The 15,139-nt window shown below is 42.0% G+C and carries 13 protein-coding genes; 2 read left to right on the top strand and 11 right to left on the bottom strand.

The features are described 5' to 3' along the window. Positions 1-17: 17 nt before the first annotated feature. From paaK to paaA, 10 genes are read right to left on the bottom strand one after another with little or no spacing between them, the layout of a single operon-like run. The gene (gene paaK, locus EGT34_RS18765; protein WP_000377856.1) at positions 18-1,307 is read right to left on the bottom strand and encodes a phenylacetate--CoA ligase PaaK; all 1,290 of its coding nucleotides are present in this window, start codon (positions 1,305-1,307) and stop codon (positions 18-20) included. Between the two features lie 40 nt (positions 1,308-1,347). Continuing rightward, the gene (gene pcaF, locus EGT34_RS18760; protein ID WP_000390392.1) at positions 1,348-2,556 is read right to left on the bottom strand and encodes a 3-oxoadipyl-CoA thiolase; all 1,209 of its coding nucleotides are present in this window, start codon (positions 2,554-2,556) and stop codon (positions 1,348-1,350) included. Between the two features lie 12 nt (positions 2,557-2,568). After that, the gene (locus EGT34_RS18755; protein WP_000130569.1) at positions 2,569-4,107 is read right to left on the bottom strand and encodes a 3-hydroxyacyl-CoA dehydrogenase; all 1,539 of its coding nucleotides are present in this window, start codon (positions 4,105-4,107) and stop codon (positions 2,569-2,571) included. 2 nt (positions 4,108-4,109) lie between these two features. Next, on the bottom strand, positions 4,110-4,901 hold the full coding sequence (paaG, locus tag EGT34_RS18750; protein ID WP_000386291.1) for a 2-(1,2-epoxy-1,2-dihydrophenyl)acetyl-CoA isomerase PaaG: 792 nt from the start codon (positions 4,899-4,901) through the stop codon (positions 4,110-4,112). Next, positions 4,901-5,674, bottom strand: coding sequence for an enoyl-CoA hydratase-related protein (locus EGT34_RS18745; protein ID WP_001156953.1), 774 nt, complete (start codon positions 5,672-5,674; stop codon positions 4,901-4,903). The genes paaG and EGT34_RS18745 overlap by 1 nt, the downstream gene beginning before the upstream one ends. Before the next feature lie 8 nt (positions 5,675-5,682). Further along, positions 5,683-6,744: a 1,2-phenylacetyl-CoA epoxidase subunit PaaE gene (paaE, locus tag EGT34_RS18740; RefSeq protein ID WP_000077467.1), complete on the bottom strand. Its 1,062-nt coding sequence runs from the start codon at positions 6,742-6,744 to the stop codon at positions 5,683-5,685. Between the two features lie 23 nt (positions 6,745-6,767). Further along, positions 6,768-7,268, bottom strand: coding sequence for a 1,2-phenylacetyl-CoA epoxidase subunit PaaD (gene paaD, locus EGT34_RS18735; protein WP_001177938.1), 501 nt, complete (start codon positions 7,266-7,268; stop codon positions 6,768-6,770). 16 nt (positions 7,269-7,284) lie between these two features. Next, positions 7,285-8,040: a 1,2-phenylacetyl-CoA epoxidase subunit PaaC gene (paaC, locus tag EGT34_RS18730; protein WP_001016793.1), complete on the bottom strand. Its 756-nt coding sequence runs from the start codon at positions 8,038-8,040 to the stop codon at positions 7,285-7,287. 12 nt (positions 8,041-8,052) lie between these two features. Continuing rightward, positions 8,053-8,343: a 1,2-phenylacetyl-CoA epoxidase subunit PaaB gene (paaB, locus tag EGT34_RS18725; protein WP_000389648.1), complete on the bottom strand. Its 291-nt coding sequence runs from the start codon at positions 8,341-8,343 to the stop codon at positions 8,053-8,055. Positions 8,344-8,375: 32 nt separating this feature from the next. Further along, positions 8,376-9,314: a 1,2-phenylacetyl-CoA epoxidase subunit PaaA gene (paaA, locus tag EGT34_RS18720; RefSeq protein WP_000431128.1), complete on the bottom strand. Its 939-nt coding sequence runs from the start codon at positions 9,312-9,314 to the stop codon at positions 8,376-8,378. A 265-nt stretch (positions 9,315-9,579) separates the two neighbouring features. Between paaA and paaZ the strand changes: the two genes are divergently transcribed. After that, on the top strand, positions 9,580-11,682 hold the full coding sequence (gene paaZ / locus EGT34_RS18715) for a phenylacetic acid degradation bifunctional protein PaaZ (protein WP_024437432.1): 2,103 nt from the start codon (positions 9,580-9,582) through the stop codon (positions 11,680-11,682). 43 nt (positions 11,683-11,725) lie between these two features. On the opposite strand, the gene EGT34_RS18710 is transcribed toward paaZ, so the two are convergent. Next, positions 11,726-13,105, bottom strand: coding sequence for an L-serine ammonia-lyase (locus EGT34_RS18710; protein ID WP_000470944.1), 1,380 nt, complete (start codon positions 13,103-13,105; stop codon positions 11,726-11,728). Between the two features lie 449 nt (positions 13,106-13,554). On the opposite strand from EGT34_RS18710, the gene EGT34_RS18705 reads away from it, so the two are divergent. Further along, positions 13,555-15,126, top strand: a complete 1,572-nt coding sequence (locus tag EGT34_RS18705) for an APC family permease (RefSeq protein ID WP_000203773.1) — start codon at positions 13,555-13,557, stop codon at positions 15,124-15,126. Positions 15,127-15,139 lie beyond the last annotated feature (13 nt).

The raw sequence follows: 15,139 nt of genomic DNA, 5'->3' as shown, positions 1-15,139 counted from the left end.
CCTGAATGATCTTGATGTTAAGCAATCTGACGCATATCGATTACCCGCTTTGCCTTACCTTCCGAACGAGGTAAGGTCGCTTCTGTCACAACTTCTACAGTAACGCTAATCCCAATCATGGTTTTAATGCGTTTCATCAACTCCTGAGCAAGTTGATTGGCCTGTATAGTACAGTTATGACACATCTCTGTACGAATATGCAAAGTATCCATATGGCCTTTTTTAGTCACCAAAATTTCATAATTTGGAACTAAATGTGGAACTTGCAAAATTTGCTCTTCAATCTGAGTCGGGAAAACGTTCACGCCGCGAATAATCAGCATGTCGTCACTACGACCCACAATTTTATCCATTTTGCGCATTGCCAGATTTTCACCCGGTAGTAAGCGGGTCAAATCACGAGTACGGTAACGAATAATCGGTAAACCTTCTTTGGTAATAGTCGTAAAGACTAACTCGCCAAGTTCGCCATCTTTGCAGACTTCACCTGTTTCAGGGTTAATAATTTCTGGGTAGAAATGATCTTCCCAAATGGTTAGTCCTTCGCCCTCACCTAAACACTGCATCGCAACACCCGGTCCCATCACCTCAGACAAACCATAAATATCGAGTGCTTTAATATTAAGGCGTTCTTCAATTTCACGGCGAAGTTCGTTGGTCCACGGCTCGGCACCAAAAATCCCGACTTTTAAAGAGGTATTACGTGCAGTACCAAATTGCTGTTCAAGCTTTTCAATAATACTCACGCAATACGATGGCGTAACCATAATTGCAGTCGGTTTAAAGTCTTGAATAAGCTGAACTTGCTTTTCAGTTTGCCCGCCAGACATTGGAATAACCGTTGCACCTAAGCGCTCGGCACCATAATGTGCACCTAGACCACCTGTAAATAGTCCATAGCCATAAGCCACCTGAACCATATCTTTCGCGGTTAAACCCGCCATGCGTAAGCAACGCGCAACAATGTCCGACCACGTATTAATATCTTTTTGGGTATAACCCACCACAGTCGGTTTACCCGTTGTACCCGATGATGCATGTAAACGCACAATTTGCTCTTGCGGTACGGCAAACATACCAAACGGATAGTTGTCTCTTAAATCCTGTTTGGTGGTAAATGGAAACTTCGCCAGATCGTCTAAAGTTACGAAGTCGTCAGGATGCACACCCGCTTCATCGAACTTTTTCTTATAGACCGGACTATTTTCATATACAAAAGTCAGGGTTTGTTTTAACCGTTTAGTTTGCAGCTCTCGAAGCTCTGCAAGTGTTAATTGCTCAACATTATCCATTGTAAGGCTGTCCATCGCCTCTCTCCTCATTATGTAATTTTAAAAACCGTCTAAGTTAATTTAAGTTTTCCAAAATCAGTGCGACACCTTGTCCAACACCTACACACATCGTGCAAAGTGCATAGCGTCCACCGCGTTTTTTTAGCTCACGTGTTGCCGTAATCACTAAACGTGTACCACTCATACCTAACGGATGGCCTAACGCAATCGCACCACCATTTGGGTTCACGCGTTCATCGTCATCTTTTAGACCAAGCTCACGCATACAAGCTAAAGATTGGGCTGCGAATGCTTCATTCAGCTCAATCACATCCATCTGATCTAGCGTTAAACCTGTTTGCTTTAAAATTTTCTGCACAGCCGGAACAGGACCTATACCCATATATTTGGGTTCAACCCCTGCACTTGCAATGCCAATTACACGTGCTAAAGGTTTTAAACCATGTGTATCTGCAAATTCACGGTTGGTAATTAACACACACGCGGCACCGTCATTTACACCAGAGGCATTTCCGGCAGTCACCGAACCGCCTTCTTTTTTAAATGGTGCTTTTAGTTTAGCGAGTGCTTCAAGTGTTGTTTCACGCGGATGTTCATCACGGTTCACCACAACCACGTTTTTCTTACGGTCTGTAATCTCGACAGGCAAAATCTCATCGTTAAAGAAACCGTTTTGTTGTGCCGCAGCCGTTTTTTGTTGGCTACGCAATGCAAACGCATCTTGGTCTTCACGACTAATCTGATATTTTTCAGCTACATTTTCGGCAGTTTCAGGCATGCTGTCGGTGCCGTATTGCGCTTTAAGTTGCTTATTTACAAAACGCCAGCCAATGGTGGTGTCATAAATTTCAGGTGTACGGCTAAACGCTTCTGTTGGTTTAGCTTGTACAAATGGCGCACGGCTCATGGACTCTACACCACCTGCCAACACAAATTGTGCTTCACCAGCTTTAATTGAGCGTGCTGCAAGGCCTACTGCATCTAAACCCGAAGCGCATAAGCGATTAACCGTCATGGCCGGAACTGTATCAGGTAAGCCTGCTAACAGTGTTGCCATACGTGCAACGTTACGGTTGTCTTCACCTGCTTGGTTAGCACATCCTAAAAACACTTCGTCTACCGTATTCCACGGCAAGTTCGGGTGTTTATCTTTTAAATATTTGATGGGCAATGCAGCTAAATCATCTGCACGTACTGCACTTAGGGCACCTGCATATCGTCCAATTGGGGTTCGAATAAAATCGCAAATTAAAACGTCTTCCATGTTGACTCCTGATTATGCAAATTCGGTCATATCGCGTGAATATTGGGTAGCAATGTTTTGATTTTTCGCTACATATTGCTTGAGGTAGATACTCGCGCGATATTTTTCCTCTCCATACAGTGCATATAAGTTATTTAAGGTTTGGAGCACATAAGCACCGCCCATTTGTGTCAACCACTGGTAAGGGCCTTTAGGATAATTCACTCCATATTTCATGGCATTATCAATATCTTCCAGACTCGCAACACCATGTAAACTTGCTTCACAGGCTTCATTAATGAGTAAAGCGATGGTGCGTAAGGTTAACAGTGCCGGATGGTCTTTAATCCACATTACGCTGATGCCAAACTGTGCAAAGTACGCTTCAACTTTAGCGAGATCACTTGCTTCACAAAGTTCGTTATGACTAAGCACCACAGCCTGAGCTTTTTCAAAATCATGATGCCAATCCATTAAAACTACTTTACGGCTTAAGTAATGAATATTGGCTGACTCACCTTGGCTTAAACGTAAGTCGATATCATCTATTTGAAGGATATTGTCATCACTCGCAGATCCGCCTTTTAAACCTAAACGCGTTAAAAAAGCAGGTATTTGAGACCAAGTCCCTTTTAGCTGAATATGGGCATCGACTGGCTTGGCAACCACAGCTTGAGGCTGAAATGTCTCGTACTGATTTTTTTCGTTATAGGTATAAAAGCCTTGTTTTGACTTACGGCCCCAAGCACCTGCATCGACCAATTCTTTTTGAATCAGGCTTGGGCGGTAACGTGGCTCGTAAAAAAACTCTTGGTAAACGCTTTGGGTCACCGAAAAGTTAACATCTTGCCCAATGAGGTCGGTTAGTTCACAAGGCCCCATCGCAAAACCACCACATTGCTTTAAGGCATAATCTAGCTGTTCATAGCTGGTGACTTGTTCTTGCAGTGCTCTAAAGCCTTCTGCATAAAACGGCCGTGCAATTCGGTTAACAATAAAACCGGGAGTCGACTTGGTGAGTACTGGAATTTTTTTCCAATTCAACATCAAATTTTTTAGAGCCAAACATAAGCTGTTTGGTGTTTTTAAGCCTTGTACAATTTCAACCAGTTTCATGACTGGCGCAGGGTTAAAAAAGTGTAAACCCACTACGCGCTCGGGGTGAGCAATACCCGCCGAAATTGCAGTCACTGAAATTGAAGATGTATTGCTTGCAAAAATGGTTTGCGCACTACAAATTTCAGCGAGCTGTTTAAATAAAGACTGTTTAACTTCTTTTTTCTCAACGACTGCTTCAATAACCAAGTCAGCATCACGCAGCGCTTCAATTTGATTGACCACTGTTAAACGCGCTAAGGCTTCATCAGCTTGCTGTTGGGTAAGCTTGCTCTTTTCAACCAGCTTTTTAAACGTCTGCCCTAAGCCTTGAGCGGCTTGTTGCGCTTTTTGAGCGTCCAGATCATATAAAACGGTCGAGTGCCCATTAACGATCGCTAACTGGGCAATGCCGATGCCCATGGTGCCAGAACCAATAACGGCAATTCGGGCACGAGATAAGTCTAAATCTGTCATGCTTAACGCCCTTTAAAATTTGGTTCACGTTTATTCATAAAGGCTTGTACACCTTCACGGTAGTCTTCGGAACGGCCCGCAATACGTTGTAAGTCACGCTCTAAAAGCATTTGCTCATCAAAGGTGTTGTTGCTTGATTGATGAATGGCTTTTTTAATGAGAGATAGGCCAAAAGTAGGTTGTTTCGCTAAACGTTCAGCGAGTTCAGTCACTTTTGTTTTAAGCTCGGCGTCTTCAACCACATCCCAAATCATGCCCCATTCTTTTGCGGTTTCTGCTGGGAGCTTGTCACCTAACAAAGCCAATCCCATAGCACGTGCATGACCTACAGCACGTGGTAAAAACCATGTACCCGCAGAGTCTGGAACCAAACCTAAACGGCAAAAGGCTTGTACGAAGTTTGCCGATTTAGCTGCAATCACCAAGTCACACGCTAGTGCAATATTTGCCCCTGCACCTGCTGCCACACCATTTACCGCGCAAATGACAGGCTTTGGCATATTTACAATCGTTTTAATGAGCGGGTTATAGTAAGTTTCAATGGAATATCCTAAATCTGGAGCTTCAGCGTTTGGGTCAACTACACGGTCCCCTAAATCTTGCCCTGCACAGAAGCCGCGGCCTTCACCACTAATCACAACACATCGAACATCTGGATTTTTGGTCCACAGGTTTAAAACCTCGGCTACTTCACGGTGCATATCGACGTTAAAGCTATTCAGTGCTTTTGGGCGGTTAAATGTCAGGTAGCCAACACCATTTTTTTCTTCAGCAATAATATTTTGATAGTCCATCATTCACCTCTAAACACTGGCTTTCTTTTCTCAAAGAAAGCGTTAATCCCTTCGTTTCGATCTTTTGTAGCCGCCAGCCAGACAAAGTTTTGACGTTCAAACTTGAGTCCCTGACTTAACGTTGTTTCATGAATACTTTTAATTGATTGTTTAATTACGCGAATCGCTAACGGCGCTTGTTTGGCAATTTTGGCTGCAAGTTGAATGGCATATTCAACGGTTAATTCGGTCGGAACCACTTGACTGCAAATGCCGTGTTGCTCTGCCTGTTTTGCCGAAATCATTTCACCTGTCATAGCCCAGCGCATGGTGAGTTGTTGTCCAACCAAGCGTGCTAAACGCTGTGTTCCGCCTGCACCCGGCAACATACCTAAGGTAATTTCAGGTAAAGCGAATCGGGCATTTTCACCGCAAATCACCATATCTGAATGCAAAACCAACTCGAACCCAGCGCCTAAGGCATAGCCATTGACTGCGCTAATCAGTGGCTTACTAAACGCATCAATTTTCTGCCAAAGCTTCGGGCGAATATCGAGTTGCAAAGACACGGCGTCCATTGCAGCCAACTCACTAAGATCTGCTCCAGCCGCAAAACACTGGGCGTTACCCGTTAAAACCACTGCTTTGACTTGAACATTATGTTCAGCTTCTTCGAGCAACTCGCATAAACACTGCAATGTTGCATTGTTTAAAGCATTTCTTTTTTCTGGACGGTTTAGGGTTAATAACAAAACACCGTCAGCAGCTGTACTGGCTTTGATCAACTCTTGCATGACAGCCTCTATTCATCAAAACTCAAGCGAACATTTGAGCCTTTTGGTAAGGTCTGACAGCTCAGCACATAGCCCTTTTCAACTTCATCTTCTTCAAGACTATAGTTAAGGAACATGTCGACTTCGCCAGAAAGCACCTTACAACGACAGGTCGCACACACCCCACCTTTACATGCATACGGTAAGTCGGCACCCGCACGTAAAGCCGCATCAAGAATACTTTCATCATCTTGAGCCACAGAAACAATCAGCTCACGACCATCTAAAATGATGTTTACTTTTTCTTCTTTACGGTTTGCATCCGCTTCAACACTACGTTTACGCGCTTGCCCTGTATGGAAACGTTCGGTGTGAATGCGCTCTTTGGCAATACCAAAGTTCGGTAAAGTATTTTCTACGGCATTCATCATTTCGTCTGGGCCGCAGGCAAAAACATGGTCAAAGTTCGTTTCAAGCACTTCAAAATCAAAAAGTTGCTTAAGCTTTTCTGCATCAATACGACCGTTCATTAGTTCACTATCGTTGAACTCACGAGAAAAAATATTGATGAGTTGAAAGCGTTCTTTAAACTGATCTTTCAAATCCATAATTTGCTCAGCAAACATGGTTTGTTTCCATGAACGATTGCCATAGAGCAAGGTAAAGTTAGCTTCAGGTTGTTCAAATAAAACTTGTTTAATAATTGATAAAATTGGCGTGATACCACTACCCGCAGCAACGCCTAAATAGTTTTGTCCGCCCATCTTGGCTGCTTTTTGAAAAAATACGCCTTGTGGTGGCATGACTTCAAGTACATCGCCCACTTTTAAATGGTCATTTGCCCAGTTTGAAAATTGACCCTGATCAATTTTTTTAACCGCAATACTGATATCTTCTTTGCCCGCATAGCTACAAATTGAATAACATCGGCGGATTTCACCCACTTCGGTTAAATGGCGAATGGTTAAATGTTGCCCCGGTTGAAATTGAAATTGTTCTTGTTGTTCAGGTACAACGTCAAATGCAATACAAATTGCCTGATCGGTTTGCGGTGTAATACTTTTTACTTTTAATGGTACAAATTGGCTCATGGCTGATTTCCTTATCTAAAGACTTAAATACATTTGAAGTAATCAAAAGGCTCAAGACAGTCCTGACATTTATAAAGTGCTTTACAGGCGGTAGAACTAAACTCTGTTAACAGTCGAGTATGTCGGCTTTTGCAACGTGGGCACTCAACACCATCATTTAAATGAACGTGAGTTCCACACTGATGCGCCAACCCTTCAGGTGGTGCAATGCCATAAACTTGCAGTTTCTTTTTCCCTGCTTCAGACATCCAGTCCGTGGTCCATGCTTCTGATAAATCGACCATGACTTTGACCGGTGTCAAAGCTTCTGCGGTAAATGCCTCAACAATTTGTGCTTTGAGCATATCTGTTGCTGGGCAACCGCTATATGTCGGAGTTAGACGAACAATAATTTCTTGTTGATCGTTAATCTCTACACCGCGGATCATGCCCAAATCGACAACTGATAAAACCGGAATTTCAGGGTCACTTACCGTTTGTAGAACGTCCCAACATTGGTCGATGCAATGACGAATCATTTGCATGGCTCACCTCCTTGTCTTACCAGGTCATTCCCGGATAAGTTCTTTGAATACATTGCATTTCAGCCAATAAATAACCCAAATGCTCGGTATGCAATCCTTGTTTCGCACCACGGCGATAAGCACCGTTCACAGCAACATTTAATTCAAAACGCTTAAGCTCATCTGCAATAGTTTGGTTCCATTGTTCTTTTTCATTTGAAAAATCTGGAATCACACCTTCTGCAACTAATGCTTGTTCGTCTGCACTCAGTTCAAATAATTCAGCGGTAAAGCGCCATAAATTATTTAAACCGTCTTGCACACGTTGATGTGCTTCATCTGTACTTAAACTTAAACGTTCCATCCAGCTTGTTGAAAAGCGGATGTGATACTTCACTTCTTTTAAAGATTTCACAGCAAGCGCGCTTAATTCAGGAAGTGAGCTTTGCGCTAAAGCCGTAAATAAATGAAGATGGTAATGGTCCATCAACCACTGGCGTACAATCGTTTGTGCAAAGTCACCATTGGGTTGTTCGCACAACAAGAGGTTTAAAAACTCACGTTCTGTACGGAAATACGCAAGTTGGTCTTCATCACGCTTAGCTTCATCATATTGACCAGCCAAAGTTAGAAAGTTTCTTGCTTGACCTAACAAGTCCAAGCCGATATTTGCTAAGGCAATATCAATTTCTAGCTCAGGTGCATGCCCGCACCATTCAGCCAAACGCTGAGATAAAACCAGTTGGCTATCGCCAATATGTAATAAGAATTTAGATAAAACTGAATGATTCATTTGCCATTCCCCTTACATGTGCTCAATGCCATCTGGGATATGGTAAAAAGTCGGATGACGATAAACCTTGTCTAAAGAAGGATCGAAAAATTCAGCTTTTTCATCTGGCTGTGATGACTTAATCAGTTCTGAACGAACTACCCAAATGCTAATTCCTTCATTACGACGCGTGTAAACATCACGAGCATGTTGTAGTGCGATTTCATCATCAGGTGCTCTTAAGCTGCCTACGTGACGGTGGCTTAAGCCTTGTTTACTACGTACAAATACTTCGTAGAGCGACCAGTTGTTTTTATCTTCCATTTTGATTTCCTCAAATTTTTCCATAAATCTTGTTAAGCCACTTTGTTCGCTTCAAGCTGCTGTTTTTTCGCGTAGACCACGGCTGCATCACGAACCCATTTGCCGTTTTCCCATGCTTTACGGCGTGCTTCGATACGCTCGTGATTACATGGTCCACGTCCGGCAATCACTTCATTAAATTCGTGCCAGTCAATCTCGCCAAACTCATAGTGTCCTGTTTCTTCATTGAACTTTAAATCTGGGTCCGGTACTTCCAAGCCAAGTTGCAACACTTGCGGTACAGTGTTATCGACAAACTTTTGACGTAATTCATCGTTACTAAAGCGTTTGATTTTCCACGCCATGCTTTGTGCGCTGTTTGGAGAATGTTCATCGCTTGGACCAAACATCATGAGTGCTGGCCACCAGAAACGGTTCACTGCATCTTGTGCCATCTGCTTTTGTTCCGGTGTACCGTTTGCCAAAGCCATCATGGCTTCAAAACCTTGACGTTGGTGGAAACTTTCTTCTTTACAAATACGTACCATCGCACGTGCATATGGCCCATATGAAGTACGGCAAAGCGCAACTTGGTTCACAATGGCTGCCCCATCGACAAGCCAACCAATTGCAGCGACATCTGCCCAAGTCAAAGTTGGATAGTTAAAGATTGATGAGTATTTCATTTTCCCATTAATCAACTTTTCCATCATGTCATCACGGTCAGCACCTAAGGTTTCTGCTGCGCTATACAGATATAAACCATGACCCGCTTCATCTTGTACTTTCGCGAGCAAAACCGCTTTGCGTTTTAAAGTTGGCGCACGAGTAATCCAGTTTCCTTCAGGCAACATACCTACAATTTCAGAATGGCCATGTTGCCCGATTTGACGAATCAATGTTTTGCGGTAGGCATCAGGCATTTGATCCTTAGCCTCGATCGTAATTTCATTGGCAATATTTTGTTCAAATTTCTGGTAATTGTTTTCCATTCTTTCATTCCCTGTAGGTATCACCCTTAAATCTATTTTTCGATACACAAAAAACAAAGTCAACTAATTTTTTAGTATCAAATTAAATCCACAATAACAAACCAATACAAGATATTGAAATTTATACAATTAAGTTAAATGTAAAAACCTTTTTTACTTTTAAAAATCAAAATAAAGTTGACTTTTATACAAATTAATCTGAAATTATGAATCATATTTTTGCAATTTTTATAATTGATGTATCAAATAAAAAAGGAGTTTGGTCATGCTTGAACAAGCACACCTAGAAGGAACCTCAACTGACACAGATTTTCAGCAGTCTGAGCATCAACTGCCTCATCTTGCTTCTTATGTCTATGGAACATGGCATTCGTCTGACGAAGAATTACGTACCGTTTATCATGCCATTACAGGTGAATCGATTTATGCCGTAAGTAGTCATGGCATAGATATGAAACGTGTTGTTCAGTATGCCAAACAGAATGGTTCAGAACTGGCTAACTGGACGTTTCACCAACGTGCCAATGCATTAAAACAAATTGCCCAACATTTACTTGAACGTAAGGAAGACTTCTACAAACTTGCTTATGCCACAGGCGCAACTCGTAAAGATGCGTGGATTGATATTGAAGGTGGGATCCAGACATTATTTGCTTATTCGAGTCTGGTTCGCCGTGAACTCAATGATGAAAAAATTATTACTGAAGATAGCTGGATTCAACTCTCTAAAAATGGGACTTTTGGTGCTAAACACATTTTAAGTCCTAAAGCAGGTGTTGCCGTTCACATTAATGCTTTTAACTTCCCAATTTGGGGAATGCTTGAAAAGATTGCACCGACGCTACTTGCAGGCGTGCCATGTATTATGAAACCAGCAACCGATGGTGCCCAATTAACTCAAGCAGTTGTAAAAGCCATTGAAGAAACACATGTCTTACCAAAAGGCTCACTACAACTCATTTGCGGTCAGACTTATGACCTGTTAGAACAGTTAGGCCCACAAGACTGTGTGACCTTTACAGGTTCTGCTTACACAGGTCAAAAACTACGTAACCACCCTCACCTCAATAAATATTCAATTCCATTTAGCATGGAAGCCGACTCGGTAAACAGTGCAATTTTAAGCCCTGAGGCAAATGAAGAGACTGTCGATTTATTTGTGCGTGAAGTCTTCCGTGAAATGACTACAAAAGCAGGCCAAAAATGTACTGCAATTCGTCGTGCATTTGTTCCTGAAAACTTGTTAGCGACTGTACAAGAGAAGCTGACTGCCAAACTTGCTAAAGTTGTGGTGGGTGACCCTCAAAAAGAAGAAACCACCATGGGGGCTTTAGCGAGCATTAAACAAAAACATGACGTTGCAGAAAAAGTTGCTGAACTCAGCAAAGATGCAAAAATTGTTTTTGGTGGCAACGATAGCTTTACATTTAATGCAGACCATCCTGAAAAAGGCGCTTTTTTCGCTCCAACTTTATTGGTGTGCGAACAGCCTTTACAAGCGACGAATGTTCATACCACGGAAGCTTTCGGTCCGGTATGTACACTCATGCCATATCAAAACATTGAAGAATTAGCTGACCTTGTTTCACGTGGTGAAGGTAGCCTAGTGGCTTCTGTCGTTAAAAATAACGATGAGAATATTGAGCAGATTATTCAAAAAAATGCGCCTTGGCATGGTCGTGTGCATGTACTTGATGCAGAGTCAGCAAAAGAAAGTACAGGACATGGTTCACCACTTCCACATTTAGTACACGGCGGCCCTGGCCGTGCAGGTGGCGGTGAAGAGTTAGGTGGTATTCGCGCGGTTAAACATTATATGCAGCGCACTGCAATTCAAGGCTCACCAAACAGCCTGACGCAAATTACTCACTCATGGACTGTTGGCTCGAAAGTTAATGAGGACCGCGTACATCCATTTAAAAAGTCTTTTGATGAGTTAGTGATTGGTGAGCGTTTATTAACGGCGCGCCGTACAGTCACTGAGGCAGATATTGTCAATTTCGCGTGTTTAAGCGGTGACTACTTCTATGCACATACTGACAAAATTGCAGCTGCCGAGTCTTTCTTTGGTGAACGTGTGGCACATGGATATTTCATTGTGTCTGCCGCAGCAGGTCTATTTGTAGATGCAGCACAAGGTCCTGTGATTGCCAATTATGGTATGGACAACTTACGTTTTGTTGAACCGGTTAAAATTGGTGACTCAATCCAAGTTGAACTCACCTGTAAACAAAAAACACCTAAACCACAAAAAGACCCGTCTCAGCCTGCACATGGCGTTGTGGTATGGGATATTAAAGTCAAAAACCAACGCGGTGAACTTGTCGCAACTTACGACATTTTAACTTTAGTTGCTCGCGAGGCTTAATGTTTAAAATGAGATGGGGTCACCTCGTCCCCATCTCATTTTTTTAACACTCAATGGCGTTAACAGCGAGACCACCTTTTGAAGTCTCTTTATATTTCTCAGACATATCTTTACCTGTTTCCTTCATAGTCTGAATGACTTTATCTAGTGTGACAAAGTGTTCATCGTCATCATGAAGTGCCATTTGGGCTGCATTAATGGCTTTTACGGCTGCAATTGCATTTCGTTCAATGCAAGGCACCTGAACCAAACCACCAATCGGGTCACACGTTAACCCTAAATTATGTTCAAGCCCAATTTCAGCCGCATGCTCCACTTGCTCAGGTGAGGCACCTAAGATTTCGGCTAAACCTGCCGAAGCCATTGCACATGCCGAGCCGACTTCTCCCTGACACCCTACTTCTGCACCAGAAATAGAAGCATTGAGTTTACATAAAATGCCAACGGCTGCCGCACTTAAAAAGAAACGAACCACTTTATCTTCGGAAAAGTCTTTAGAGAAAGTCACGTAGTAATATAAAACTGCCGGAATAATTCCTGCGGCCCCATTTGTAGGTGCCGTCACTACTCGACCGCCAGCAGCATTTTCTTCATTTACCGCTAAGGCAAATAAATTGACCCATTCCATCGCATGAAAAGTCGTCACAATCAGGTTTGAGTTTTTCTTATTTAATAACTTATCGTGAATTTTTTTAGCCCGACGTTTTACGTTTAATCCGCCCGGTAATATGCCTTCATTAATTAATCCGTTGTGAATACATTGCTGCATCACTTTCCAGATTTCCATAATCTTGCTACGAATCTCAGCTTCACTCCGCCAGCTTTTTTCATTTTCAAGCATTAACTCGCTCACTGATAAATGATGAGTCTTACATAAGCTTAAAAGTTCAGCCGCACTGTGAAATGGATATGGAACTTTAACGTCGTTGGTTTCAGTGTGGGTGTGTGTTAATTGTCTTTGGCTAACAATAAAGCCACCACCAACCGAATAGTAAGTTTCTGCATATAAAATTTCTTGAGCCTCGTTATACGCAATCAACTCCATTGCATTGGGGTGATAAGGCAAAGATTCATCTAAAAAAAGCACATCATGCTTATAGTCAAAAGAAATAGTTTTTTGCTGATTAAGCTGGATGGCTTTATTTTCAAGAACATCTTCAATCAAGCTTGTACTTACTTGGGTATCAATATGTTCAGGGTCAAAACCCATTAAACCTAACAGAACAGACTTATCTGTCGCATGACCGACACCGGTTGCCGACAGCGAACCGTATAACTTCACCTGAACTCTAACCGTGGCTTGTAAATCGTCTTGCTTCAATAAATCTTCCACAAAACTGTATGCCGCTCGCATGGGTCCAACTGTATGGGAGCTAGATGGGCCGATGCCAATTTTAAAAAGATCAAATACACTAATAAACACGTGGTCCTACCTTCGATTCATTATTATTCGTATGTTCGTCGTTATTGTGTCCTTTCGGATAGCTCTAAAATTATCATTAAGCCATCTATAAAGCACTGAAAATAAATGGTTCATTGCCTAAAAACAACACAATCAATTGCTAATACAGCCTTTTTAAAAAATTGAATTTTCCATTAATTTAAATGGTAAATGACTCAACCAATATTGAAGAATTGTTCTTTTGAGCAAATAAAATCACAAACCTTTGCCAATTTTTTATAAAAAATATTTGGTTTTCAAGTTATTTACTTGAAATTTAAAATATTTAAAATCAATTAAAAACAAACATTTACATAGTATTTAAATCATTCATTGTCCATAAATAGAATAAAAATTCCCCTATTTACCAATAACCATATATCGTATACGATATATGAAAGAACAATAGTTCTGTCGTTAAGGAAAACGTAATGACAAGTCAGTTTAAAAAACAGTTATCTCTAATGGATCTTACATTCATTGGCTTAGGCGCCATTTTTGGTTCAGGATGGTTATTTTCAGCAAGTCATGTGGCCTCTCAAGCCGGCCCTGCGGGTATATTGTCATGGATTATTGGGGGCTTTGCCGTTTTAATTCTGGGAATTATTTATTGTGAGTTAGGCGCAGCCTTACCCCGAGCAGGCGGTATTATCCGTTATCCCGTATTTTCACATGGCCCATTACAAGGATATTTATTGGGTTCTGTGACCGTCATTGCCTTTTCAAGTTTAATTGCAATTGAAGTCGTCGCTGCCCGCGAATATGCAGCAGCATGGTTCCCTTCTCTTACCGCCGTACATGATGGTGTTCGAACTCCAACTACCATTGGATGGTTGTTTCAGTTTGCACTTTTATGCGTATTTTTTGCATTGAACTATTACAGCGTAAAGACCTTTGCAATTGCCAACAACCTGATTAGTGCGTTGAAATTTGCTGTTCCGGTTTTAGTGATGGTTGCACTTCTATACCATTTTAAACCTGCAAACTTTTCAATGACCGAGTTTGCCCCAATGGGCGCTCACGGCGTACAAGGTGCCGTATCTGCTGGTGGTATTATTTTTGCGTATTTGGGTTTAACGCCGATTATTTCGGTAGCAAGTGAAGTAAAACGTCCTCAATTTACGATTCCTTTTGCACTCATCTTATCTGTCGTTTTGGCAACGATTATTTATGTAGTGCTTCAAGTTGCTTTCTTAGGTGCAGTACCTACCGATATGTTAGCAAATGGTTGGTCAGGACTTAGTGACAAGTTCCCATTACCTTACCGCGACATTGCCATGTTATTAGGTTTGGGATGGTTAGCACTTTTAGTTGTTTCAGATGCCATTATTTCTCCGTCTGGCTGCGGCAATATCTATATGGCTGCAACTCCACGTGTCATTTATGCATGGTCAAACAGTAATACATTCTTCCGTATTTTTACGCGTGTAGATCCGAAATCAGGTATTCCTCGTTATGCATTATGGTTAACGTTTGCACTTTCAGTATTTTGGACCATGCCGTTTCCATCTTGGGATAAATTAATTTCCGTAGTTTCGGCAGCTTTAGTTTTAAGTTATGCCCTTGCTCCTGTCACAGTGGGTGCTTTACGCCGTAATGCTCCTGAGCTTGAACGTCCATTCTATGTAAAAGGCTTTACTGTTCTCGGGCCTCTCGCTTTTGTCATTGCGTCTTTTATTGTGTATTGGTCTGGCTGGAATGTCATTTCATGGCTATTAGGCGCACAAATCGTCTTGTTTGCACTCTACGTCATTTTTAAGCGCTACGTGCCAACCCAAGAAGTCAGCCTTGCCCAACAGTTAAAGTCATCAGCGTGGCTCCTTGTTTACTACATTTTAATGATTCTTGCCTCTTACCTTGGCAGCTTCGGTGATGGCGCATCACACCTATTGGCAGCGCCTTTCGACACCTTATTCGTCATGGTGATTTCTCTTGGTTGCTACTACTGGGGTATACGCTCAGGTTTACCAAAAGCACTGATTAAAAATGACGATGAAGCTTAGCGTTCGTTTGCTT

This window comes from Acinetobacter sp. FDAARGOS_558 (assembly GCF_003937785.1).
In the GTDB taxonomy this organism is placed as follows: Bacteria; Pseudomonadota; Gammaproteobacteria; order Pseudomonadales; family Moraxellaceae; genus Acinetobacter; species Acinetobacter baumannii.
This window is presented reverse-complemented; position numbering and strand designations above follow the sequence as displayed.

Bases quoted from the DNA above. Each gene is read 5' to 3' on its own strand.
- EGT34_RS18745 (WP_001156953.1), bottom strand. From the start codon at position 5,674: ATGCAAGAGTTGATCAAAGCCAGTACAGCTGCTGACGGTGTTTTGTTA.
- EGT34_RS18705 (WP_000203773.1), top strand. From the start codon at position 13,555: ATGACAAGTCAGTTTAAAAAACAGTTATCTCTAATGGATCTTACATTC.
- paaZ (WP_024437432.1), top strand. From the start codon at position 9,580: ATGCTTGAACAAGCACACCTAGAAGGAACCTCAACTGACACAGATTTT.
- paaA (WP_000431128.1), bottom strand. From the start codon at position 9,314: ATGGAAAACAATTACCAGAAATTTGAACAAAATATTGCCAATGAAATT.
- paaG (WP_000386291.1), bottom strand. From the start codon at position 4,901: ATGGACTATCAAAATATTATTGCTGAAGAAAAAAATGGTGTTGGCTAC.
- paaC (WP_001016793.1), bottom strand. From the start codon at position 8,040: ATGAATCATTCAGTTTTATCTAAATTCTTATTACATATTGGCGATAGC.
- EGT34_RS18755 (WP_000130569.1), bottom strand. From the start codon at position 4,107: ATGACAGATTTAGACTTATCTCGTGCCCGAATTGCCGTTATTGGTTCT.
- paaE (WP_000077467.1), bottom strand. From the start codon at position 6,744: ATGAGCCAATTTGTACCATTAAAAGTAAAAAGTATTACACCGCAAACC.
- pcaF (WP_000390392.1), bottom strand. From the start codon at position 2,556: ATGGAAGACGTTTTAATTTGCGATTTTATTCGAACCCCAATTGGACGA.
- paaB (WP_000389648.1), bottom strand. From the start codon at position 8,343: ATGGAAGATAAAAACAACTGGTCGCTCTACGAAGTATTTGTACGTAGT.
- paaD (WP_001177938.1), bottom strand. From the start codon at position 7,268: ATGCAAATGATTCGTCATTGCATCGACCAATGTTGGGACGTTCTACAA.
- paaK (WP_000377856.1), bottom strand. From the start codon at position 1,307: ATGGACAGCCTTACAATGGATAATGTTGAGCAATTAACACTTGCAGAG.